The organism is Polynucleobacter necessarius, assembly GCF_900095175.1.
In the GTDB taxonomy this organism is placed as follows: domain Bacteria; phylum Pseudomonadota; class Gammaproteobacteria; order Burkholderiales; family Burkholderiaceae; genus Polynucleobacter; species Polynucleobacter necessarius_I.
Map to the genome: position 1 here is coordinate 845181 of NZ_LT606946.1, position 25418 is coordinate 870598.

The 25418-nt window shown below is 46.4% G+C and carries 16 protein-coding genes and 2 tRNA genes; 14 read left to right on the forward strand and 4 right to left on the reverse strand.

Annotated features, from left to right (window positions below; genetic code table 11):
- Position 1 precedes the first annotated feature (1 nt).
- Positions 2 to 1360 (forward strand): 30S ribosomal protein S12 methylthiotransferase RimO, encoded by a 1359-nt coding sequence (gene rimO / locus DXE44_RS04390; RefSeq protein ID WP_114652931.1) that lies wholly within the window; start codon positions 2 to 4, stop codon positions 1358 to 1360.
- Positions 1361 to 1439: 79 nt separating this feature from the next.
- Positions 1440 to 2624: an acetyl-CoA C-acyltransferase family protein gene (locus DXE44_RS04395; protein ID WP_114652933.1), complete on the forward strand. Its 1185-nt coding sequence runs from the start codon at positions 1440 to 1442 to the stop codon at positions 2622 to 2624.
- Between the two features lie 38 nt (positions 2625 to 2662).
- On the opposite strand, the gene serB is transcribed toward DXE44_RS04395, so the two are convergent.
- On the reverse strand, positions 2663 to 3553 hold the full coding sequence (serB, locus tag DXE44_RS04400) for a phosphoserine phosphatase SerB (protein ID WP_114652934.1): 891 nt from the start codon (positions 3551 to 3553) through the stop codon (positions 2663 to 2665).
- Between the two features lie 20 nt (positions 3554 to 3573).
- Complete coding sequence (gene mfd, locus DXE44_RS04405) at positions 3574 to 7128, reverse strand: transcription-repair coupling factor (RefSeq protein ID WP_114652935.1); 3555 nt, start codon at positions 7126 to 7128, stop codon at positions 3574 to 3576.
- Positions 7129 to 7151: 23 nt separating this feature from the next.
- Between mfd and ispD the strand changes: the two genes are divergently transcribed.
- The 9 genes from ispD (at position 7152) to DXE44_RS04450 (ending at position 16426) form a co-directional block, all read left to right on the forward strand.
- Positions 7152 to 7910 (forward strand): 2-C-methyl-D-erythritol 4-phosphate cytidylyltransferase, encoded by a 759-nt coding sequence (ispD, locus tag DXE44_RS04410; protein WP_174221116.1) that lies wholly within the window; start codon positions 7152 to 7154, stop codon positions 7908 to 7910.
- 26 nt (positions 7911 to 7936) lie between these two features.
- Entirely contained in the window at positions 7937 to 8491 is a 555-nt protein-coding gene (gene ispF, locus DXE44_RS04415) for a 2-C-methyl-D-erythritol 2,4-cyclodiphosphate synthase (RefSeq protein WP_114652937.1), read from the forward strand.
- Positions 8492 to 8523: 32 nt separating this feature from the next.
- Positions 8524 to 8610, forward strand: a tRNA-Leu gene (locus DXE44_RS04420).
- Between the two features lie 56 nt (positions 8611 to 8666).
- Positions 8667 to 10004, forward strand: a complete 1338-nt coding sequence (gene tig / locus DXE44_RS04425) for a trigger factor (protein ID WP_114652938.1) — start codon at positions 8667 to 8669, stop codon at positions 10002 to 10004.
- Between the two features lie 27 nt (positions 10005 to 10031).
- Positions 10032 to 10661, forward strand: a complete 630-nt coding sequence (gene clpP, locus DXE44_RS04430; protein WP_015421102.1) for an ATP-dependent Clp endopeptidase proteolytic subunit ClpP — start codon at positions 10032 to 10034, stop codon at positions 10659 to 10661.
- Between the two features lie 26 nt (positions 10662 to 10687).
- The gene (clpX, locus tag DXE44_RS04435) at positions 10688 to 12046 is read left to right on the forward strand and encodes an ATP-dependent Clp protease ATP-binding subunit ClpX (RefSeq protein ID WP_114652939.1); all 1359 of its coding nucleotides are present in this window, start codon (positions 10688 to 10690) and stop codon (positions 12044 to 12046) included.
- Between the two features lie 178 nt (positions 12047 to 12224).
- Positions 12225 to 14657: an endopeptidase La gene (gene lon, locus DXE44_RS04440; protein ID WP_114652940.1), complete on the forward strand. Its 2433-nt coding sequence runs from the start codon at positions 12225 to 12227 to the stop codon at positions 14655 to 14657.
- A 118-nt stretch (positions 14658 to 14775) separates the two neighbouring features.
- Positions 14776 to 14851 (forward strand) — tRNA-Val (locus DXE44_RS04445).
- A gap of 105 nt (positions 14852 to 14956) precedes the next feature.
- Positions 14957 to 16426: a peptidylprolyl isomerase gene (locus tag DXE44_RS04450; RefSeq protein ID WP_114652942.1), complete on the forward strand. Its 1470-nt coding sequence runs from the start codon at positions 14957 to 14959 to the stop codon at positions 16424 to 16426.
- Positions 16427 to 16428: 2 nt separating this feature from the next.
- On the opposite strand, the gene DXE44_RS04455 is transcribed toward DXE44_RS04450, so the two are convergent.
- Positions 16429 to 17079: an arylesterase gene (locus tag DXE44_RS04455; RefSeq protein WP_197712837.1), complete on the reverse strand. Its 651-nt coding sequence runs from the start codon at positions 17077 to 17079 to the stop codon at positions 16429 to 16431.
- A gap of 24 nt (positions 17080 to 17103) precedes the next feature.
- Between DXE44_RS04455 and DXE44_RS04460 the strand changes: the two genes are divergently transcribed.
- From DXE44_RS04460 to DXE44_RS04470, 3 genes are read left to right on the forward strand one after another with little or no spacing between them, the layout of a single operon-like run.
- Complete coding sequence (locus DXE44_RS04460; protein WP_114652944.1) at positions 17104 to 17787, forward strand: ABC transporter ATP-binding protein; 684 nt, start codon at positions 17104 to 17106, stop codon at positions 17785 to 17787.
- 21 nt (positions 17788 to 17808) lie between these two features.
- On the forward strand, positions 17809 to 21840 hold the full coding sequence (purL, locus tag DXE44_RS04465) for a phosphoribosylformylglycinamidine synthase (protein WP_114652946.1): 4032 nt from the start codon (positions 17809 to 17811) through the stop codon (positions 21838 to 21840).
- A gap of 4 nt (positions 21841 to 21844) precedes the next feature.
- Positions 21845 to 22621, forward strand: a complete 777-nt coding sequence (locus DXE44_RS04470; RefSeq protein WP_231970572.1) for a spermine/spermidine synthase domain-containing protein — start codon at positions 21845 to 21847, stop codon at positions 22619 to 22621.
- 74 nt (positions 22622 to 22695) lie between these two features.
- On the opposite strand, the gene DXE44_RS04475 is transcribed toward DXE44_RS04470, so the two are convergent.
- Positions 22696 to 25281 (reverse strand): bifunctional aconitate hydratase 2/2-methylisocitrate dehydratase, encoded by a 2586-nt coding sequence (locus DXE44_RS04475; protein WP_114652950.1) that lies wholly within the window; start codon positions 25279 to 25281, stop codon positions 22696 to 22698.
- Positions 25282 to 25418: the final 137 nt, after the last annotated feature.

The following is a 25418-nucleotide window of genomic DNA, read 5'->3' on the forward strand; positions in this document are numbered from 1 at the left end:
TGTGGCGGGTAAAGTTGGTTTTGTTTCCTTGGGATGCCCCAAGGCATTGGTTGATTCTGAACTCATCCTCACTCAATTAAGCGCTGAGGGTTACGAGACTGCTAAGGATTATTCGGGCGCCGATCTCGTTGTCGTTAATACCTGTGGCTTTATTGATTCTGCTGTTGAGGAGAGCCTTGCTGCGATTGGCGAAGCTTTATCAGAAAATGGCAAGGTCATTGTTACTGGTTGCTTGGGTGCTCGTAAAAATGCAGATGGTAGCGACCTCATTCAGAGCATCCACCCTAAAGTCCTTGCAGTAACTGGACCGCACGCCACCCAAGAGGTGATGCAGGCTATTCATTTGCATCTGCCAAAACCCCATGATCCCTTTACTGATTTACTGCCACCGATTGGTGTGAAACTCACGCCAAAGCATTATGCGTACCTGAAGATTTCTGAGGGCTGCAATCATCGTTGCATCTTCTGCATCATTCCTAGTTTGCGCGGCGATCTGGTTTCACGTCCGATTGGTGAGGTATTGCTAGAGGCCAAAAAATTATTTGAGTCTGGCGTAAAAGAACTTCTGGTCGTTTCACAAGACACAAGCGCCTACGGTGTTGATATTCAATATCGCACTGGTTTTTGGGATGGCAAACCTGTGAAGACTCAGATGTTTGATTTAGTAAATGCTTTAAATCAAATTGCCAGAGAGCATCAAGCTTGGGTTCGCCTACATTACGTCTATCCCTATCCGCATGTTGATGATGTTTTGCCATTAATGGCTGAGTTCTCTGATCATGGCTTTGGTGTACTACCGTACCTAGATATTCCTTTGCAACACGCTCACCCAGATGTGCTCAAACGCATGAAGCGTCCTGCAAGTGGAGAAAAGAATCTAGAGCGCATACAAGCATGGCGAGCTGCATGCCCAGATTTAGTCATTCGCAGTACCTTTATCGCAGGCTTTCCCGGTGAAACGGAAGAAGAGTTTGAATATCTCCTGAATTTCTTGGATGAGGCTCAAATTGATCGTGCCGGCTGCTTTGCCTATTCACCAGTGGATGGTGCAACAGCCAACGCTTTGGATAACCCAATTCCAGATGCTATGCGCGAAGATCGCCGCGCTCGTTTTATGGCAAAAGCCGAAGAAATCTCCACTAAACGACTTGCTAAAAAAGTAGGCAAGCGTATTCAAGTCATTATTGACCGCGTGGATGAATCCGGTGGAATTGGCCGAACTATCGGTGATGCCCCTGAAATTGATGGTTTGGTGAGGGTTTTGCCTCCTAATAAGCCCTCTAAGCGCTATCGTGCCGGTGAAATCATCAAAGTCACGGTTATTAGCTCCCAAGGGCATGACCTAATAGCAGAAACTTGACTATTAGAATAAAAATAGTGTTTTGGCCTATTGTTAGGATCAATATTTTGCCTAATTTGGCACCGTAAAGGGGATTGATATGAGTCGTGATGTCGTCGTTTTGAGTGCTGTACGTTCAGCAATTGGTACTTTTAATGGAGCACTGAGTAGCCTTGAGCCATCAGAGCTCGGCGGTATGGTGATGAAAGAAGCGGTAGCCCGATCTGGAGTGGATCCATCCCTAATTAATTACGTTACTGCAGGCAATACCATCCCTACGGACAACCGGTATGCCTATGTTGCACGCGTTGCTTCCATTCAGGCTGGCTTGCCAATGGAATCTGTTGCGATGGCCTTGAATCGTTTATGCAGCTCTGGCCTACAGGCGATTGTGACGACTGCTCAACAAATTATGTTGGGTGACTGCGATTACGGTATCGGCGGTGGCGTTGAAGTGATGTCACGCGGCATGTACGGTTCACCTGCAATGCGCAGCGGTGCTCGCATGGGCGATACCAAAATGATTGACTTGATGGTTTCTGTTTTGACGGATCCATTTGGCGTTGGACATATGGGTGTCACTGCAGAGAACCTGGTTGAAAAGTGGAAGTTCACACGTGAAGAGCAAGATGCTCTTGCTGTCGAGTCACATCGTCGCGCAGCTAATGCAATTAAAGAAGGTCGCTTTAAATCTCAAATCGTCCCTATCACCATCAAGACCCGTAAGGGTGATGTGGTGTTTGATACCGATGAGCATGTCAAGCCAGATACCACTATGGAAACTTTGGCGAAGATGAAAGCGGTCTTCAAAAAAGAGGGCGGTAGCGTTACTGCAGGTAATGCATCAGGCATTAATGATGGTGCAGCATTCTTTGTATTGGCTGACGCTGAAACGGCTAAGAAGGCTGGTCATAAGCCAATCGCTCGTTTAGTTTCTTATGCTGTTGCCGGCGTGCCAAACCACATCATGGGTGAAGGTCCTATTCCAGCAACCAAGATTGCTCTTGAGCGCGCTGGCTTGAAATTGGATCAAATCGATGTGATCGAATCTAATGAAGCTTTTGCTGCACAAGCCCTGGCTGTTGCTAAAGGTTTGGGCTTAGACCCAGCTAAGACCAACGTGAACGGTGGGGCGATTGCATTGGGCCACCCAATCGGTTGTTCTGGTGCCGCAATTGCTACAAAAGCTATCCATGAATTACATCGTGTTCAAGGCAAATATGCTTTGGTCACAATGTGTATTGGTGGTGGTCAAGGTATCGCAACTATTTTTGAGCGCCTCTAATCAGCGCTCATTTATTGCTCTAGCCTAAAGCAAGTGCTTTAGTTAATTAGCAGTAAAGCAGCATCCAAGCCGACTCGGTCAAAAGCCGCGTCGGCTTTTTCTTTGACAATGGGTTTTGCTCGATAGGCAATACTAATACCTGAGCCATGCATCATCGGCAGATCGTTTGATCCATCACCCATGGTGATGGAGTTACCTTTTTTGCAATTCATGAGAGCGCAGGCTTGCTCTAGGTAGGCATTTTTTGCTGCACCATCAACAATATCGCCAATCACTTTACCGGTAAGCTTGCCGTCAACAATTTCTAGGGTGTTGGCTTGGGTTTGTTTGAAGCCCAATTCTTTTTGGAGTTTTTGGGTAAAGAAAGTGAAGCCTCCAGAAACTAGTAGTGTATACAAACCTCTAGCGTTAGCTCCGGCCAGTAATTCAGAGGCGCCAAGGTTAGGACGCAAACGCTCCCGATAGACCGACTCCAATACCTCAGTAGATACACCCTCTAGAAGGGCTACGCGTCTGCGCAAGCTTTCTTGAAAGTCTTTAATTTCTCCGCGCATAGTGGCTTCAGTAATTTCTGAGACCGCAGCCTTTTTACCAGTGAAATCAGCAATCTCGTCAATGCACTCAATATTAATCAGTGTGGAGTCCATATCCATGGCCAGCACTTTTACTGCATCAGCTTTAAATCCCGGGGAAAGAAAAGCTAAATCCGTGTCGTACTTAGCAGCGATATCACGCATTGCTACTCTTGCCTCAGGCAATAAGTTTTGAGAGCAAGTCCAGCGGGCAGTGAAATATTTCGATGGTGATGACTCTAATGTGAGTTGAGCAATCTCTAGCCCCAAAACTTTTGCATGTGCACTTAATGCAGCATTCAAGTCTGTTGGGATTGGAGTATTTGCAAGTGCTACAAGAGTGAGGTGGCTAGACATGGGAGGTAAGCAATCAGCAATTAGTTAACTTGAGCAGTATTGAGCACAGCGGATTCATTGAGACTTCTGAGAATTTTTCGGATTTGGTCTAGACGTTGCTCTAGTTTCTCAAAATCCTTCTCTTTTTGGGGGAGAATTTTTAACTTATCTTGCCCGTTGAGTTGTATGTACTTGGATGACTGAATCAGTTGAATGATCTTCATCGAATCAATTGGGGGATTAGGAATAAATTGAATCTGAATTGAGCTTGGGCTGGCATCAATCTTTTTAATGCCAAATCCTGCCATCTCTAAACGCAAGCGATGGGTTTCATAAAGAGATTTAGCTTGGTCAGGCAAATCGCCATAGCGATCTACCAGCTCTTCACGTAATCCCATTAGCTCTGAGAAATCATTGGTGCCGGCAAAGCGCTTGTACATTGAGAGGCGCTCATGGACATCAGGGCAGTAGTCATTTGGGAATAGGGCAGGCACGCCAAGATTGACATCAGTAGTAGCCTGTAAGGGTGAAAGTAGGTCGGGCTCTTTACCGCTACGCAGAGACTTGACGGCGCGATTGAGCATCTCGGTGTACAGCTGAAAGCCAATTTCATGAATCTCGCCAGATTGTTTGTCGCCCAACACCTCGCCAGCTCCCCGAATCTCTAAATCATGCATTGCTAAATAGAAGCCTGAGCCCAATTCTTCCATTGCCTGAATTGCATTTAAACGCAATTGGGCTTGCTTGCTGAGTGCTTCAGGATCTGGGACGAGAAGATAAGCATATGCTTGGTGATGAGAGCGTCCAACGCGACCACGTAATTGGTGTAATTGCGCCAAACCAAACTTATCTGCGCGATGCATGATGATGGTATTGGCAGTAGGAACGTCAATACCTGTCTCAATAATGGTGGTGCATAACAGGATATTGGTTCGTTGGGTCACAAACTCACGCATGACGGATTCCAATTCACGTTCATGCATTTGACCGTGAGCAACACTAATGCGTGCTTCTGGAATCAGCTCTTGTAAAGCATGCTTACGGTTCTGAATCGTTTCAACTTCGTTATGCAAGAAATAGACCTGTCCACCACGCTTAATCTCACGAAGAACTGCCTCACGAATAACGCCATCACCCTCACGATGCACAAATGTTTTGATAGCTAGGCGCTTCTGAGGTGCGATAGCGATAATAAAAAACTCTCGCAAGCCTTCCATCGCCATGCCAAGAGTTCTTGGAATAGGCGTTGCTGTCAGGGTCAGGATATCCACTTCAGCGCGCAATGCTTTGAGTGCATCCTTTTGGCGCACACCAAAACGATGCTCTTCGTCCACGATTACTAAACCTAAATTGGCAAACTGAGTTTCTTTTGATAGCAGTTTGTGTGTGCCAATGATGATGTCGGCTTCACCTTTAGCAATTGCATCTAATGCAGCATTAATTTCTTTGGTGGTTTTAAAGCGCGAGAGCTCAACAATGCGCACCGGCCAATCTGCAAAGCGATCCTTCCAGGTGGCGACGTGCTGTTCGGCAAGAAGAGTGGTTGGAGCCAAGATGGCTACTTGCTTGCCGCCCATCACTGCAACAAAGCTGGCGCGTAGAGCTACCTCGGTCTTGCCAAAGCCCACATCACCACATACCAGCCGATCCATCGGAGTGCCGCTAGTCATATCGCCAATGACTGCAGCAATGGCATTTGCTTGATCTGGCGTTTCTTCAAAACCAAAGCTTTCCGCAAAAGCGGCGTAATCATGGGCCGAGAATTCAAAGGCATGACCTTTGCGAATCGCTCTTGCTGCATAGAGGCTTAATAGTTCTGCAGCGGTATCTCGAATTTGTTGCGCAGCTTTACGTCTTGCTTTGTCCCACTGACCAGAACCCAGTTGATGCAATGGTGCCGAGTCAGGATCGGAGCCTGCATAACGGGTGACCATTTGTAGCTGTTGCACTGGCACATACAGAGTCGCATCTTTGGCGTAAACCAAATGTAAGAACTCTTCAAAAATAGGCTCTTCTTTTGGTGGCGCTAAATTGAGGAGAACTAAACCTTGGTAGCGGCCAATACCATGATCAGAATGCACCACAGGATCACCAATCTTGAGCTCGGATAAATCCTTAAAGAGCATGTCCGGATCGGCGCTCTCACTTTCCTTACCTTTGCGTCGTTGACGGGCTGTGGTGGTAAAGAGCTCTGCTTCTGTTACAACAATGAGGTTTTCAGCTGACCATGTAAATCCATTAAAGAGTTGGGCTGTGACCAATCCAAAAAGTGAATCGCTCTTAATGAAATCAGCAATACCTTCAAAGCCTTCTGGCTTTAATGGGTAGAGTGGTTTGCCATTCTGCCCAGCAACTGAATTACTTTCTTCAAAGAGTTGGCGAATCGATTCTTTGCGGCCATTGCTATCGCTACAAATAAGTACGCGCACCTTCTCTTGGGAGACTAAAGCGCGTAGTCGATTAATTGGGTCAGCATCACGGCGGTGCACCGATAAATCCGGTACGGCTAAAAATTGTGGTGATTCTTTTGCTTCTTTATCTGCCTCTTTCTCTAATGCCAAACGCGCATTAGGTTTGAGCGCCGTAAAGAATTGATCGACATCTAGGAATAAGTCTGCCGGCGGAAGAATGGGGCGATCAAGATCATGCTTTAAGAACTCATATCTAGAAAGTGTGTCTTTCCAAAATCCCTTAATGGATTCTTCAACGTCGCCAATACTGACTAGCCAGACTGGATCGCCAGAGCGAGGGAAGTAATCAAAGACTGTAGAAGACTGTTCGAAGAAGAGGGGTAAATATGATTCGATACCAGCACTAGGGATTCCGAGGTTGGCATCTTTATAAATTGAGCAACGTGTTGGGTCGCCCTCAAACACTTCGCGCCATCTACCACGGAAGGCGGTACGTGAAGCATCATCAAATGGAAATTCATGCCCTGGTAAGAGGCGAACCTCTTTGACGGGATAGAGACTGCGTTGGGTGTCGGGATCAAAAGCTCTAATTTGCTCGATCTCATCACCAAATAGATCTAGGCGATAAGGCAGGCTTGAGCCCATCGGAAATAAATCAATCAAGCCGCCGCGAATACTGCATTCACCGGGACGCATGACTGAACTAACAGGGTCATAACCAGCTTGCTGTAACTGAAGTTTCAGGGCTGCCTCATTGAGCTTGTCACCTTGCCTAAAAAAGAAGGTGTGACCAGATAAAAAGTTTGGCGGACCTAGCCTTTGCAGCGCGGTAGTGATGGGTACTAAGACAATGTCGTAACTGCCGTTGAGCAATTCATAAAGCGTAGCTAAACGTTCCGAGACCAAATCCTGGTGGGGTGAGAAATGGTCATAAGGCAGGATTTCCCAATCGGGGAGGAGGCGCGTCTTCAGTTGCGGCGCAAAAGCGGGGATTTCCTCCAAGAGACGCTGCGCTTCCTGTGCCTGTGTACAGAAGATCACCATGACTGAGAATTCAGATCGATAACGTAGGGCTGATTGGGCAATTAAGGCCGCATCTGAAGAGCCTACTAGGCCTGAAAAGGTAAAGCGCTGCCCAGCCCGCGGTGCAGGTATGGGGGGTGCTAATTTTAATGCGTCAGACATCGAAGCTCATTATAGAATCAGGTATGCACGCTGGAAACCCATCCTCTCAATCTTTACCGCAATGCCACGCTTTATTACCAACGGCTGGCACTGGATCAAGACTTGGCGGAGCACTACCAAAACAGTTTCAGGAGTTGGCAGGCCAACCCATGCTGACTTATGCCTTAAATGCCTTTGCTGCTACCCCAGAGATTGCCTCTATTTGGGTAGGGGTCAGCCCGGGTTTTATCGATAACCCCATCCTGAGTTCACTTTCCAGCAAATCTGCATCTATTCAATTTCTTCCAAGCGGTGGTCCAACTCGCCAAGAAACTGTCAGAAATACTCTGGCAGCTATGCTCAAGGCAGGCGTTCCAGAAAATGACTGGGTCTTAGTCCATGATGCTGCAAGACCTGGAATTTCTCCTGAACTCATCCAGAAGTTGATTTACGCTGTGACTCAAGCTGGTGAGGGCGGCCTTTTGGCGATGTCTCTAGCCGATACTTTAAAGATGGCCGATGCCAATTCAGCAATTGCTGGCAATCCCAATAGGGCGATGAAGACGATTTCTCGAGATCATCTTTGGCAGGCTCAAACCCCTCAGATGTTTGGTTTAAAGCACCTGCATGATGCAATTGAGGAGGGCATACGACTAGAAGCCGATATTACCGATGAGGCAAGTGCAATTGAGCTCTCTGGCTCCAGCCCCTTATTAATAGAGGGTGCCACTTCCAACTTCAAAGTAACTCACCCAGCAGATTGGGATTTAATGCAAACTATTTTGCAGGCAAGCAGCAAATAAGCCCTCAGAACCTATAACGACAACTAATGACTTCAAGCGCTCCCCAAATCCCTCAATTCCGTATTGGCCAAGGTTACGACGTTCATGCTTTAGTTGAGGGTCGAAAACTTATCTTGGGAGGTGTGCACGTCCCTAGCGACAAAGGCTTACTAGGCCATTCTGATGCAGATGCTCTGTTACATGCCTTAACTGATGCGCTTCTAGGGGCTGCAGGCCTTAACGATATTGGCCAGCTATTTCCAGATACCGATCCTCAATTTAAGGATATGGATAGTCGCATTTTGCTCAGAGCGGCTCTTCAGAAAATTCAGGCTGCTGGGTTTCAGGTAGGCAATGTCGATGCGACAATTATTTGCCAAAAGCCCAAATTAGCTACCTTTTTGCCCGAGATGGTCCGCAATATTGCGGCGGATTTGGCTGTTACACCAAGCCATGTCAATCTCAAGGCCAAAACGAATGAATCCCTTGGGCACTTAGGCGGAGGTGAGGGCATTGCAGTCCATGCGGTAGCTTTGCTCTCTATAAGGCCTAAATATCCTCGAAAACCGCTAAGCATTGTAGAATTACGGTCTTTAGAGTGAAGCTTCAGCTCGGTAGTGTTTGCGGAATTCGCGCGAGGATGGCGAAATTGGTAGACGCACCAGGTTTAGGTCCTGACGCCAGAAATGGTGTGGGGGTTCGAGTCCCCCTCCTCGCACCACAAGTTTGCTACTTGGCTTGGGCTTCACATATCCGATTTTCAATTAAGAGACGAGAATGGCTGTGCAGATAGAAAATTTAGGTCAGTTAGACCGCAAAGTGACCTTAGAGTTCGCTCGTGCCGATTTGGCTAAGGCAAGAGAAACCCAATTGGCTAAATTGGGTAAGACCATGAAGGCCCCAGGCTTCCGTCCAGGCAAAGCGCCTAAGAACATGGTCGAAAAACAATACGGCATGCAAGTGGATTTCGAGCTTCAGTTTGATAAAGCTACAGAGCTCTTCTTCGAGTTGGCTAAAAAGGAAAACATCCTTCTGGCCGGCCAACCACGTCTCGATCCTAAATCAGAATTAGATGTAGACAAAATTGTGTTTGATGCTTACTTTGAAGTACTGCCAGAAGTAAAGATTGGCGATTTCAGCAAAGCTGAAGTAACTAAGTACACAACAGATATTTCTGATGCAGAGATTGATCGTGCACTAGATGTATTGCGTAAGCAGCAAGTTCATTACCATCCACGCGGCGTAGCTGGTGCTCATGGTGATGGCGGTGCAAACACAGCCGCTCAAGCTGGCGACCAGGTTGTAATCGACTTCGTTGGCAAGATCGACGGCGTTGAATTTGCTGGCGGTAAAGCTGAAAACTTTGAATACGTTCTTGGTGAAGGTCGCATGCTCCCAGAATTTGAAGCTGCTACATTGGGCCTCAAAGCAGGTGAGAGCAAGACTTTCCCATTAAGCTTCCCAGCGGATTACCACGGTAAAGATGTAGCCGGCAAGACTGCTGATTTCACTATCACTGTTAAGTCAGTCAACTGGGCGCACCTCCCAGCTATTGATGATGCATTCGCATTATCTTTAGGCGTTACTGAAGGTGGCGTTGCTAAGATGCGTGAAGAAGTAAAAGAAAATTTAGAGCGCGAAACAAAACGTCGCACCACCTCCTTGTTAAAGGGTGAGGTAATGGAAAAGCTCAATAGCCTTTGCGAGCTCGACGCACCAAAATCTTTGGTTGCTCAAGAACAAGAGCGTTTAGTTGAGTCTGCACGTCAAGACTTGATGCAACGTGGTATTCCAAATGCCAAAGATGCACCGATTCCTGCTGAAATGTTCGCTGAGCAAGCACTCAAGCGTGTTCGCCTCGGTTTGATTTTGAGTGACTTGGTTAAGCAGCAGAACTTGGCTGCTACTGCAGATCAAATCAAAGCTGAAATTGACGAGCAAGCTGCTACATACGAAGATCCTAAAGAAGTAGTCCGCTGGTTCTACAGCAAGCCAAGCCGTCTCAAAGATATCGAGAACTTGGTGCTAGAAGACAATGTGATTAAGTATTTCACTTCGCAAGCTAAAGTGATCGATAAAGCAGTTACTTTCGAAGAACTCAGCAAGCTCAATTAAGTATTTAACAAATAAAGGCCTGATCACATGAACCAGAATCATTTCCAGTCTGAGAATTTAGAGCCCAAAGGTTTGGGTTTAGTTCCAATGGTGATTGAAACCTCTGGTCGAGGTGAAAGGGCCTATGACATTTACTCTCGCTTACTAAGAGAACGTGTTGTGTTCTTGGTTGGCGAAGTAAATGATCAAACAGCAAATTTAGTGATTGCCCAGTTGCTATTTCTTGAGAGCGAGAACCCAGATAAAGAAATTTCTCTATACATCAACTCTCCTGGGGGTTCTGTATCTGCTGGATTAGCAATCTATGACACCATGCAATTCATTAAGCCACACGTGAGCACCTTGTGTATGGGTATGGCTGCGAGCATGGGCGCATTCTTATTATGTGCTGGCGAGAAAGGTAAGCGTTATGCATTACCAAATTCACGCGTCATGATTCATCAGCCATTAGGCGGTGCACGTGGTCAAGCTTCTGATATTGAAATTCAAGCCCGTGAAATTCTGTACTTGCGTGAGCGCTTGAATAAAATTTTGGCAGATCGCACTGGCCAATCGATTGAAACGATTGCTAAAGATACTGATCGCGATAACTTCATGTCTGCAGACCAAGCTCAAGAGTATGGCTTGATCGATAAAGTCATTGATAAGCGTCCTTAATCTACACCCACACTTAGATTGCTATTTTGAGCGAAACAAACAACACCAAAAGCGCAGATAAAATTCTGTATTGCTCCTTCTGCGGCAAGAGCCAGCATGAAGTGAAGAGGTTGATTGCTGGACCATCTGTTTTCATTTGTGATGAGTGCATCGACTTATGTACCGACGTCATTCAAGAAGAGCTGGCTAAGCTTCCTAAGGCAGAGGGTGATGACTCTTTGCCTACACCTCATCAGATTCGTGAGAATTTAGACCAGTATGTGATTGGTCAAGATCATGCGAAAAAGGCTTTAGCAGTAGCGGTTTATAACCATTACAAGCGCTTGCAGTATTTACCAAAGCCTAAAAAAGAGAAGCTTGATAAAGACGGCAAACCTGTAGAAGCTGCTGATAAGAAAGAATCTAAAGTTCCTGCCAAAGCGATGGTTGATGGCGTTGAGTTAGCAAAGAGCAATATTTTGCTGATCGGCCCAACCGGCTCCGGTAAAACATTGTTAGCGCAAACATTAGCACGCATGTTGGACGTACCTTTCGTTATGGCAGATGCTACGACACTGACTGAAGCAGGTTATGTTGGTGAAGACGTTGAAAATATTATTCAGAAGTTGTTACAAGCTTGCGACTACAACGTAGAAAAAGCGCAACGTGGAATTGTTTATATCGACGAGATTGATAAGATCTCGCGTAAGTCCGATAATCCATCCATTACTCGTGACGTATCGGGCGAGGGTGTTCAGCAAGCTTTGTTAAAGCTGGTTGAAGGGACGATGGCTTCAGTGCCACCTCAAGGTGGCCGCAAGCATCCCAATCAAGATTTCTTACAAGTCGATACAACCAACATTTTGTTTATTTGTGGCGGTGCTTTTGACGGTCTTGAAAAGGTCATCCAGCAGCGCACTGCCAAGACTGGCATCGGATTTAATGCTACGGTCCCAGGTAAGGATGATCGCGGCGTTAGTGACCTCTTAATTGAAGTTGAGCCAGAAGATTTAATTAAGTTTGGCCTTATTCCTGAGTTGATTGGTCGTTTGCCAGTTGTAGCGACTTTGGCGCAATTGGATGAGACAGCCTTAATTCAGATCCTGACTGAGCCTAAGAATGCCTTGGTTAAGCAATATCAGGCCTTATTAACGATGGAAGGCTCTGAGCTTGAAGTTCGTCCAGCGGCATTGTCAGCGATTGCCAAGAAAGCTATTGCGCGCAAAACTGGTGCACGCGGCCTGCGTTCTATTCTTGAGGGATCCCTCATGGATGTGATGTATGACCTGCCATCCTTGAAAAATGTTCAAAAGGTGGTCATTGAAAATACCATCGCTGAGGGCGGAAAGCCCATTCTGGTCTATAAGCAGGGTGAGGAATCTACAGAAATGAGCAAAAAAGCTTAATTTTTAGTCTTTTTTGCTGTTTTCACAGGGTTTTTGCTCACTTTTTGCATATTTTCCCCTTGTTTTTCACTAGGTGGCATCCATATAGGTAGTATCCTATTCCTAAATTATGTCCGTATGTAGTGGTGCGGCATTTTTAGAGATTTTTACGGAATGACTATTTTGGAGGAATTGCCCCATGCCTGGCCACTTATTACTACCCTCTGAACCTATTCAACTACCGCTTCTCCCATTAAGGGATGTCGTAGTGTTTCCACACATGGTCATCCCATTATTTGTAGGGCGACCAAAATCCATTAAAGCCCTAGAAGCCGCCATGGAAACTGGCAAAAATGTGCTTTTAGTTGCTCAAAAAACTGCCGCCAAGGATGAGCCTGGCGTAGAGGACCTCTATGAAGTTGGCTGCATTGCTAACATTCTGCAAATGCTTAAGCTGCCAGATGGCACTGTCAAGGTATTAGTTGAAGGCGTGCAGCGTGCTGAAGTAAGTCAAGTTAAGGATAGTCAGAGCTACTTCGCTTGTGAAGCGACTCCAACTCCCATGTCAGCATTAGATGCGCATGAAACTGAAGCATTGCGTCGCGCCATCATGGCGCAGTTTGATCAGTATGTAAAACTAAACAAAAATGTTCCTCAAGAAATTCCGTCTTCATTGGGTGGCATTGATGACCCAAGTCGTTTGGCGGATACGATCTGTGCTCATCTCCCAGTCAAGCTTGAGCAGAAGCAGCGCTTGCTAGAGATGACAGATGTCGTCCAGCGTTTAGAAAGTCTCTTAACTGATCTTGAAAGCGAAATTGACATCCTGCAAGTGGAGAAGCGTATTCGTGGACGCGTAAAGCGCCAGATGGAAAAGAGTCAGCGTGAGTACTACCTGAATGAACAAGTTAAAGCCATTCAAAAAGAATTAGGCGAGGGAGAAGAGGGTGCAGATCTCGAGGAACTCGAGAAGCGCATTAAAGCAGCTCGCATGCCTAAGGAAGCATTGAAGAAGGCCGAGTCTGAGTTGAAAAAACTCAAACTGATGTCGCCAATGTCTGCTGAAGCGACGGTCATCCGCAATTTCATTGATACCTTGGTAACCCTTCCCTGGAAGAAGAAGACCAAGATCAATAATGATTTAGCTAATGCGGAAAAAGTATTGGATGAGGACCATTATGGCCTCGATAAAGTCAAAGAGCGCATCTTGGAATACCTTGCAGTTCAACAACGAGTTGAACGTGTCAAGGCTCCAATCCTGTGTTTAGTTGGCTCTCCTGGGGTTGGTAAAACTTCTCTTGGCCAATCTATCGCACGCGCAACTAACCGCAAGTTTGTGCGCATGGCCTTGGGTGGCGTGCGTGACGAGTCTGAGATTCGTGGCCATCGTCGTACCTATATTGGTTCTATGCCTGGCAAAATTCTTTCAAGCTTAACTAAGGTGGGCGTGCGCAATCCTTTATTCCTCTTGGATGAAGTAGACAAGATGGGCATGGACTTCCGTGGCGATCCTGCGAGCGCATTACTGGAAGTTTTGGATCCAGAGCAAAACCACACATTCCAGGATCACTATGTCGAGATTGACTTTGATCTATCCGATGTGATGTTTGTTGCAACATCTAACTCTTTGAATATTCCCGGACCACTTCTTGATCGCTTAGAGATTATTCGTCTTGCTGGCTATACCGAAGATGAAAAAACTAGTATTGCGATTAATTATTTAATCCCTAAGCAGATTAAAAATAATGGTCTCAAGAAGGATGAATTGAAGATTGAAGAATCTGCGGTTCGCAGCATGATTCGTTACTACACACGCGAGGCTGGCGTGCGCTCCTTAGAGCGAGAAATCAGCAAGATCTGCCGTAAGGTAGTGAAGTTGCTTCTCCTGAAGAAAGAGGCAGCACCAGTCACTGTGAATGCTGACAATTTAGAGAAGTTCCTCTCAGTCAAGATGTACGACTTTGGCCTTGCTGCAAAAGAGAACCAAGTTGGTCAGGTAACTGGTTTGGCTTGGACCGAAGTTGGCGGCGATCTATTGACCATCGAAGCAGCGGTAATGCCTGGTAAAGGTGTTATTACTCGTACTGGTTCTATCGGCGATGTAATGAAGGAGTCTGTGGAAGCGGCAAAAACCGTGGTTCGCTCTAGAGCGAGAGCCTTGGGGATTGCGGATGAAGCCTTTGAGAAGAAGGATATTCATATTCATTTCCCAGATGGTGCAACACCAAAAGACGGCCCATCTGCCGGTATTGCGATTACAACAGCCCTGGTATCCGTATTTACTGGCATTCCAATTCGTTCCGATGTGGCGATGACTGGGGAAATTACTTTACGCGGCGAAGTTCTTCCGATTGGCGGCTTAAAAGAGAAGCTATTAGCAGCGCATCGTGGTGGCATTAAGCTTGCCCTCATTCCTGAGGAAAATGTCAAAGATTTGATCGACATACCGGATAACGTCAAGAATGCGATTGAAATTGTGCCCGTGCAGTGGATTGATAGGGTCCTTGAATTAGCATTAGAGAGAAAACCCGTTGCTTTGCCTGATCCAACGCCAGAAGAGCTCGCTAAAAAGGCTGCTGAAGCTAGCAAGGCCAATGAAAAGATTTCTTCTGGAGAGGCCTTAAAGCATTGATGTGTAGGGGATATTTGAGGGATTTTGAGTCAATTTGAGCGGCATATTGAAGTTCATTTTGATGAAGAATCTCTCTTTTGTTCGCGCACTAGGTTACAATCTCGTCTGTATTAATTTGGGGCGCTTAGCTCAGATGGTAGAGCGTCTGCCTTACACGCAGAATGTCGGCGGTTCGATCCCGTCAGCGCCCACCAGTTTCCCAAATCGCATTTGTTTTTCCTTCCTTGGGCTTTCTAGTTCCTCTAGACCTCTAGCCTAGTACACTCGCGTTATTGACTTTATTTTCGAGCGATTAATCCATGTTTGATTCAGTACGTAAGCACCGTAAGATTTTGCAGTTTGCACTCATGCTGTTCATTGTTCCCTCGTTCGCTTTATTCGGGATCTCCAGTTACTCCGAATTCATGGACAAGGAAACAGATTTAGTTAAAGTGAATGGCAGGCCGATTACGCTGCAAGAGGTCGATATGGCTGCAAAGCGTCAAGCAGAGCGTGTTGGTGGAAATCCTCAGATTGCTCAAAGCTTACCGTTTCGTCAGGCAATCTTGAACGAATTACTGCAACAACGCATCTTGGGATTTGCTGTCAACGATCTGCGCTTGCAAGTTGGAAAACAAGAGCTGGTTAATAGTCTTCAAATGATTCCGCAGATTCGTGCTTTATATCGTGAAGATGGTAAATTTGATGACGCCCGTTTTAAGCAGTTACTGGCAAGCAATGGCATGAACGAAGAGCAGTTTTATGCCAGTCAAAGTTTTGACTTAAAGATTCAACAGTTAGTGAACTCGGTTGCACGTACGGAGTTGACCAACCCAAAATTGTCTCAAAATATTTTGTCTTTATATGAGACCGAAAGACAAGTTCAGACTTTGCAGTTCAATGCAAAAGATTACCTATCCAAAAAAGTAAATCCTAGCCCTGAAGAGTTGCAAGCCTTCTATGAGGCTAATGCCAAACTATTCGAGCGCCCTGAATATATCGATGTGGAATACATCGTACTTAGGGCGGATCCCAAAGAAGATTCCAAAGTGTTTAGCGAAAAAGCAGATCAGTTCGCAAACATCACTTATGACCAAGCTGATAGCTTGAAGCCTGCTGCTGATAAATTGAAGCTCAGCATTCAAACTCAGAAAGATGTGACACGCAGTGGTGCACCGGGTGTATCTAGAGATCATCCTTTGGCTAATCCTAAAGTGGTTCAGTCTCTCTATGGCGATAAGGCTCTTAAGAATAGGCGTAATACTGAGACCGTACAAACAGCGCCAGGCGTATTTGTATCTGCTCGTGTTGTGACATTGCACCCAGCACAAACTTTGCCTTTTAAAGATGTTGCTGCCGAAGTGAGGCGCCAAGTTACTCAACGCGCTGCAGAGAAGTTGGCGATTGCTGCAGCCAGCAAGAAATTAGCCGCTCTTGAAAAAGATCCAAAGAATAGTGCTGGCTTTGGTGGTCCTAACTGGATATCGCGCAATAAGCCTGGCAGCTTAGTGGGCCTATCAATGGATCAGGTCATGTCTGTCAGTGCAAGCAAATTACCGGCCGTGGTTTCAGTAGCAAATCCTGGTGTAGGTACTACTATTTATCGTATTGATCAGGTTCGCCAACCACCGGTCGTTGATGCCAAGGTACGCAACGCTCAGGCGCAACAGATTCAAGCATTGGCTGCGCAATCTGAATTTGCAGGTTTTATGGCTTACTGGCGTAATAGCGCTGGCGTTAAAGTCATCAACCCGCTCAAGCAAGCCAGCGCGGGTAGTGCAGGCAGTTAAATTTAAGGCAGCTTTTTTAGCAAACTACTGTATGGGGCCATTGAGCCCCATACGTTTTTAAAGATCACGCTTTGTGCTTCAACATTTGGGTGCAAGCGATCTGCTTGAAATAACTCTGGTTTCGTAGCAACACCTTCAAGAAAGAAGGGCAGTAATTCAATCTGTTCTTGTTTGGCCAGCTGAGGATAGAGCTCTTTGAATTGCTTGGTGTAAGTTTGGCCATAGTTTGAGGGGATCTGTATTCCACAAAGCAAAACCCTGGCACCTGACTTCTTGCTAATCTGAATCATCTTACGCAGATTCGCTTCAGTTTGACTTACTGGCAAACCACGCAAGGCATCATTTGCTCCAAGCTCTATTAGAACTATTCCTGGTTTCTTTTGGCTCAATATATTGGGGAGGCGATTTACTCCTCCTGCGCTTGTCTCACCGCTAATGCTGGCATTGAATACGCTCCATGGGCTCTTATCTTTGCTTAATTGCCCTTCAAGTAGGTTGACCCATCCCGTTCCACGAGGTAAGCCATATTCAGCCGAGAGGCTATCTCCCAAAATGAGGATCACTGGCTTGACCTGAGCCCATGATGAAAAGCTCATTAAGAGGCAAAATAGACCCGTAATGAATTTATTGCTACTTAATAGTTGAATCCGCATTTTTCTATTCTAAGAAATTTCTACATGAACAAACAGTCTAATTCTATAGTTGCTAAGAGGGTGGGTAAGCTTGTAAGCACTGCTGATGGCGACTTAGTTATTCTGCATGAACTCAGCTTTCAGATTGAGCAAGGCGAAAGTGTGGCTATTGTGGGTGCCTCAGGCTCTGGAAAAAGCACCTTATTAAGTCTTTTGGCCGGCTTAGATCTGCCAAGTACAGGCCAGATTTACCTAATGGGCCAAAACTTAAATCTCTTGGATGAAGATGGTAGAGCCCGTTTACGCGGCCAATCCGTTGGCTTTGTCTTTCAATCATTTCAGCTGCTGCCACATTTAACCGCCCTAGAGAATGTGATGCTACCGCTGGAGATGGCTGGTGTTGTTGAGCATGCTGAGTCTAAGCAGGCTGCCGCTGAATGGCTAGATAAGGTTGGTTTGAGTCTAAGAGCAAGCCACTTCCCTAAGACCCTCTCTGGAGGTGAGCAGCAACGCGTGGCTTTAGCTCAGGCATTTATCAATAAACCCGCCATTCTGTTTGCTGATGAGCCTACTGGAAGCCTAGATGAGGCAAGCGGAAATAGGGTGATTGAGCTACTTTTTGAGCTAAATCGGGAGAATTCCTCAACCCTGGTTCTGGTGGCCCATGATCCTGCCTTGGCTGCACGGTCGGGACGCCAATTGAGCCTTCAGGGTGGTCGGCTGGCTTAATCAAAACCTTATAATCTTGGCATGTCATCATTCTGTTGCTTGCCCGGGGCAAATGCCCTTTCAGCCTTCCGCCAACAGCGACTTTTAGCTTCGCTCGCAGCCCAGGGAATTCAACTTGAGTCCATAGAGGCTCAATACCTTCATTTCATTTGGTCTGAGTCTGAGCTCAATACCAAAGACAAAGAGGTGCTCGAGAGTCTTCTGACTTATGGCCAACCTTTTATATCTCAACTGAAAGGTGGCTCCTTATTTAGTAAAGCCGCCGATAAGCATTCTGCGATTGCCATTCCCCGATTTGGCACAGTTTCTCCATGGGCTAGTAAAGCAACGGATATTGCACGTCAATGTGGATTAGATGTTTTGCGCATCGAGCGCGGTGTTCAATATGCGTGGCAAAGTAAAAAATCCCTCAGCGCACAAGAGGAGCAATTGGTATTGGTAGCGCTTCATGATCGGATGACTGAGGCTGTGATTTCTAATGTGAATGAAGCCAGTGCTTTATATCAATCTCTACCTGATCAACCATTTGTGCGCATCCCAGTTCTCACTGAAGGGAGATCTGCCTTAGATAGAGCGAACCAAGAGTTAGGGTTGGCGCTATCTGAAGATGAAGTGCTTTATCTCGTTGAGAATTTCATTCGTCTTGAGCGAAATCCAAGTGATGTTGAATTGATCATGTTTGCCCAAGCAAATAGCGAACATTGCCGCCATAAGATTTTCAATTCAAGCTGGACGATTGATGGCGATGATCAAGAGAAATCCTTATTTGCGATGATTCGCAATTCGCATCAGCTTCAACCCGAGGGCACTATCGTTGCTTACTCCGATAACTCAGCAGTAATGGTCGGAGCTGAGTCAGAAACTTGGTCGCCAAAAGGTCAAGAACATCGATATGAAAAAGACATGCGTCTAGTTCATACCTTAATGAAGGTTGAGACACACAATCACCCAACAGCAATCGCACCATTCCCTGGCGCCTCTACGGGCGCTGGTGGCGAGATTCGCGATGAAGGTGCGACTGGTATTGGTGGACGACCTAAAGCAGGTCTCACTGGCTTCTCCGTATCTAACCTCAATATTCCTGGGACTGATTTGCCGTGGGAGTCGGAAAAGTACGGAAAACCTGAGCGTATTGCTACACCTCTCCAAATCATGATTGATGGGCCATTGGGTGGTGCTGCATTTAATAACGAATTTGGTCGACCAATATTGGGTGGCTACTTCCGCGTATTTGAGCAAACCTTAGAGGGTGTTCGTCGCGGATATCACAAGCCAATCATGATTGCAGCTGGTATCGGCAACATTGATTCGATTTATACAGCAAAGAAGCAAATTAAAGCGGGTCACTTGTTTATTCAATTGGGTGGTCCTGGTATGCGTATTGGTATGGGCGGGGCAACCGGCAGTTCAGTTGCAACTGGTACTAACACTGCAGATTTAGATTTCGACTCCGTTCAGCGTGGCAATCCTGAGATGGAGCGCCGTGCACAAGAGGTGATTAACTCTTGTATTGCTATGGGCCAGAATAATCCGATTGTTTCTATTCATGACGTGGGTGCTGGCGGTATTTCTAATGCATTTCCAGAGCTAGCAGATAGTGCTGGCTTAGGTGCACAATTTCAATTACGCAAAGTTCCACTTGAAGAGAGTGGCATGAGTCCTGCCGAGATTTGGTGCAATGAATCTCAAGAGCGCTATGTTCTGGCAATTGAAGCTAAAGACCTTGAGCTCTTTAAGTCACTTTGTGAGCGCGAGCGCTGTCCTTTTGCTGTGGTTGGAGAGGCAACTACCGAGCGTCAACTTCAGTTAAGCGATAGCAAAGAAGTTGCCGGTACTGATGCTGCAATGCCGATTGATATGCCAATGGAAGTCTTACTTGGCAAGCCACCGCGTATGCATCGCGATGTCACGCGTGTTCCTCAAGAGTTTGATGAGTTAAATGTCACTGATGCCGATCTTGCCCAATGTATTGCATGGGTTCTTCAGCAGCCAACTGTGGCCAGTAAATCTTTCTTGATCACTATTGGTGATCGTACTGTTGGCGGTCTGAATGCCCGTGACCCATTTGTAGGTCCATGGCAAGTTCCTGTTGCAGACTGCGCAGTTACTTTGATGGATTACAAAGGCTATCGTGGTGAAGCGATGACGATGGGCGAGCGCACTCCATTGGCTGTAATTGATGCACCCGCCGCTGCCAAGATGGCGGTAGGCGAGGCTATTACTAACTTATTGGCTGCAGATATTCGTCGCCTAGAAGATGTCAAGCTGTCCGCTAATTGGATGGCTGCTTGTGGTGCACCCGGAGAAGATGCGAAGCTGTATGACTCAGTTCAAGCGATTGGCATGGATTTATGCCCAGCACTGGGTATTTCTATCCCGGTAGGTAAAGATTCTCTATCGATGGCTACTGCATGGCAAGAGGGTAATCAGGCCAAGAAAGTAGTTTCTCCAGTCTCACTCATTATTTCAGCTTTTGCTGCAGTTCAGGACGTTCGTAAAACTACAACACCTTTGCTAAAACTCAAAGATGAGTCTGGCGCAGCCCTAGAAACTGAATTGATTTTGATTGATTTGGGTCGCGACAAGAACCGCATGGCTGGCAGTATTCTGGCTCAAGTTCTCAATCAATCCGGTAAATCAGCTCCCAATGTAGATCATCCCGAAGATCTAAAGGCACTTGCAAATGCAATCATTGAGTTGCGCAAGGCAGATCAATTGTTGGCATATCACGATCGTTCTGATGGTGGCCTATTTGTTTGTATTGCAGAGATGGCTTTTGCATCTCATACCGGCATATCTATCAACGTCGATATGATTGCAGTAGATGTTGGTCAAGAAGCTGATTGGGGTGATGCCAAGAACTGGGCACAACAAGTGTCCGGCCGACGCCATGAGCAAACGATGCGTGCTTTATTTAATGAAGAGCTCGGCGCTGTAATTCAGATTCGTAAATCTGATCGTGATGCGGTGTTTACAGTGTTGCGTAAACTAGCTCTTAGTGCCTATAGCCATGTGATTGCCAAACCTAATACCAATGGCCGTATTGAAATCTGGCGTGACGCTAAGAGCATCTTTGCAGAGCCACGTGAAGTGCTCCAAAAGATGTGGACAAATACTAGTTATCAGATTACTCGCTTACGTGATAACCCAGATTGTGCTGATAGTGAGTTTGCTCTCCTCGATAACATTGCCGATACTGGAATGTCACCAAAGCTGACATTTGATATTGCGGACGATATTGCAGCGCCATTCATAAACAAGAATGCTAGACCTAGAGTTGCTATATTGCGTGAGCAGGGCGTTAACTCCCACGTTGAAATGGCTTACGCCATGAACTGGGCTGGTTTTGATTCTTATGACGTGCACATGTCAGATTTACTCTCCGGTAAATCCAAGTTAGATGATTTCCGTGGCTTGGTTGCCTGCGGTGGATTTAGCTACGGAGATGTATTGGGAGCTGGCGAGGGTTGGGCGAAAACCATTCTCTTTAATGCTCAATTACGCGATCAGTTCTCCTCATTCTTCAATCGCCAAGATAGCTTCGCCTTAGGCGTCTGCAACGGTTGCCAAATGATGAGCAATCTTGCAGGAATCATTCCGGGTGCAGAGGCATGGCCTAAATTTACCCGTAATCAGTCTGAACAATACGAAGCTCGCCTTGTGATGGCTGAGGTAATGGCTTCGCCTTCGATCTTCACCCAGGGGATGGCAGGCAGTCAATTGCCAATTGCGATTGCACATGGCGAGGGCTTTGCCAACTTTAGTCAACAGGGCAATCTAGAAACTCTTCAGAAGCAGGGCTTGGCCACCCTGCGGTTTGTGGATCACCAAGGCAACCCGACTGAAACTTATCCAATGAACCCGAATGGCTCGCCTGGCGGCTTAACGGGTGTAGCCACACCAGATGGTCGCTTCACAGTCATGATGCCGCATCCTGAGCGTGTATTTAGAGCTGTACAGATGAGCTGGGCGCCAAAGGAATGGTTGGATACGCCGGATGGTGCTAGCCCTTGGATGCGCTTATTCCGCAACGCTAGAGTCTGGGCAAAGTAATTTAATGTCAGATTCATCTATGGCAATGGAGCCGGTGACATTTTCTGAGAGTGGTGGAGTACGTTATCTGCATTTTGGTAGCGAATTAATTCAGGGTGCGATGCGTATACGTGATCCAGATGAAATCTATCTGGAATACAACCAGCAAATGATGGCCTGGCTACTGTTTTTAGAAACTAAGCCTGGAATGCGTATTGCTCAACTTGGCCTAGGAACGGGTGCGCTCACGAAGTTTACGCATCGCTATTGCCCGGCTGTAAAAACAACCGTTGTTGAGCTAAATCCTTCTGTAATTGTTTCAGCTAGAAGTATGTTTTTCACGCCAGATGATGACCGTCGCCTAGAAACTTTGCAAACTGATGCAAAGGCTTTTGTACAAAGCGCCAAGTATCAGAGTCACTTTGATGCAGTACAGGTTGATCTCTATGATGCTATTTGTGATGGCCCAGCTGCTAGCTCTCTCGACTTTTATAAGGGCTGTTACGACATCCTAAAATCGCCTGGCGTCTTAACAGTGAACTTGTTTTCTCGTCATAAGAGCTTCGATATCAATCTCAATAACATCTGTGAAGCCTTTGATAATCGCGTTTTGTTATTTCCGGAATCTCATGATTGCAATGTAGTGGCGATTGCTTTCAAAGGCCCACAATTAGATGTTGAGTGGAAGGAAGTCTCAAAGCGCGCTAAATTGATTATGGAAAAAACTGGGTTACCTACCAACTCATGGGCATCTGGCCTGAATAGAGAAAATGCCCATCAGGAAAATAAACTCTGCATCTAGCTAAATTTAGATAAGAAAAAAGGCGATCAACGGATCGCCTTTTTTATTGCCCCAACTTCAGGGCTCATTAATGCTTAGACTGTCACTGTGTCAGCAACATCACTGAATGACTTAATCTTGTCAAAGTTCATGTACTTATAAACTTCACCAGCTTTAGCATTCAAAGACTCAATTTGCTCGAAGTATTCCTGTGGCGTTGGTAGGCGACCCAAGAGTGCGGCAACGGCAGAAAGTTCAGCAGAAGCGAGGTACACACGTGTATCGATACCTAAACGGTTCGGGAAGTTGCGAGTTGAAGTGGAGACCGCTGTGGAACCTTTGCGGATCTGCGCCTGGTTACCCATGCAGAGTGAGCAGCCCGGAGTTTCCATACGTGCACCAGTAGCGCCCAGGATGCCGTAATAGCCTTCTTCGGTCAGAATCATCTGGTCCATCTTAGTTGGAGGTGCTACCCACAGGCGGGTAGGCATATCCTTTTTGCCCTGAAGAACTTGGCCAGCTGCACGGAAGTGACCAATGTTGGTCATGCAAGAGCCGATAAACACTTCATCGATTTTCTCGCCAGATACTTCAGACAGGAACTTCACGTCATCTGGATCGTTAGGGCAGGCCAAGATTGGCTCCTTAATTTCGCTCATATCGATTTCGATTACTTCGGCATAGCCTGCATTGGCATCAGCCTTAAGCAAGTCAGGCTTAGCGATCCAAGCTTCCATCGCTTTGATGCGACGACCTAGAGTACGCTTATCTTCGTAGCCATTAGCGATCATCCACTTCATCAAAGTGATGTTGGAGCGCATGTATTCAATGATCGGCTCTTTGCTTAATTGAATCGCGCAACCAGCGGCAGAGCGTTCTGCTGAAGCATCAGACAACTCAAACGCTTGCTCAACTTTGAGGTCAGGCAAACCTTCGATTTCTAAGATGCGGCCAGAGAAAACGTTTTTCTTGTTTTGTTTTTCAACAGTCAACAAGCCTTTCTTGATAGCGTACAAAGGAATCGCATTTACCAAGTCACGCAAAGTGATGCCAGGCTGCATTTTTCCTTTGAAGCGAACCAAGACTGACTCAGGCATATCCAATGGCATTACGCCAGTAGCAGCAGCAAAGGCAACTAAGCCAGAGCCAGCAGGGAAGGAGATGCCGATTGGGAAGCGGGTATGACTATCACCACCAGTACCGCAGGTATCTGGCAAGAGCAAACGATTTAACCAGCTATGGATCACGCCATCGCCTGGACGTAATGCAACACCACCGCGGTTAGTCATAAACGTTGGTAACTCATGGTGAGTGCGAATATCAACTGGTTTTGGATAAGCAGATGTATGGCAGAAAGACTGCATGACTAAGTCAGCAGAGAATCCTAAACAGGCCAAATCTTTCAATTCATCACGGGTCATTGGACCAGTGGTGTCTTGTGAGCCAACTGTTGTCATGTGTGGCTCGCAATATGTATCTGAGCGTACGCCTTGACCTTCTGGCAATCCACAAGCACGGCCAACCATCTTCTGTGCCAAGCTGAAACCTTTTTTGTTATCAGGCGGGCTAACCGGGATGCGGAATTCTGTAGAGGCTGGCAAGCCAAGTGCTGCGCGCGCTTTGGCTGTGAGGTCACGACTGACGATCAAAGGAATTCGACCACCGGCACGAACTTCATCCAAAATTACGGGTGACTTGAGTGAGAAAGAAGCAATTTCTTTGCCATTCTTAAATGCCTTACCTTCGTATGGACGCAATTCAATTTCATCGCCCATATTCATATCGGAAACATCGAGCTCGATTGGTAATGCGCCAGCATCTTCCATCGTATTGAAGAAGATTGGAGCAATCTTGGTGCCCAAGCAAACACCACCAAAGCGCTTGTTCGGAACAAATGGAATGTCTTGACCAGTCCACCACAACACAGAGTTGGTTGCAGATTTACGTGAAGATCCTGTACCAACAACGTCACCAACGTAAGCAATTTGATTGCCTTTTTTCTGGAGGGCTTCAATTTGCTTCATTGGGCCGCGAACACCTGCCTCGTCTGGCTCAATGCCTGGACGTGGGTTCTTCAACATAATGGTTGCATGTAGTGGGATGTCTGGGCGACTCCATGCATCAGGAGCTGGGGACAGGTCGTCGGTATTAGTTTCACCAGTGACTTTGAATACGGTAAGTTTCATGCTTTCAGGCACAGCAGGGCGGCTTGTAAACCACTCGGCATCAGCCCAGCTTTGCAATACTTCCTTAGCCTGTGCATTGCCTTTTTCTGCTAATTCCTGAACATCATGGAAATAGTCAAACATTAATAATGTCTTTTTCAATGCTGCTGCTGCAGTAGCTGCGCACTCAGAGTCGGAGAGCAACTCTACTAGTGGCTTAATGTTGTAGCCACCGAGCATAGTACCCAAGAGTTCTGTTGCTTTGATACGTGAAATCAAAGGTGTTTTCTCGGTACCCTTAGCAACAGCATCCAAAAACTCTGCTTTTACTTTAGCTGCTTCATCAACACCTGCAGGCACGCGATTAGTAATGAGTTCAACCAACTCCGCCTCTTTTCCCTTTGGAGGATTTTTGAGCAAGCCAACCAGTTCGGCTGTTTGATCTTTAGTCAGGGGGAGGGCTGGAATTCCAAGGGCTGCGCGTTCGGCAACTTGGGCGTTGTAGGCTTCTAGCATCGTGTTTCCTATTGGGTAAGAGTTATCAACAGTAAGGCTAAGCAGGGCGTGTTTCCCTATCCAGTCTATTGTAATTCCTAATTCATGTCTTATATAAGACTTAATTGTCAAAATTCATCAAAATGCTTAAAAAATAG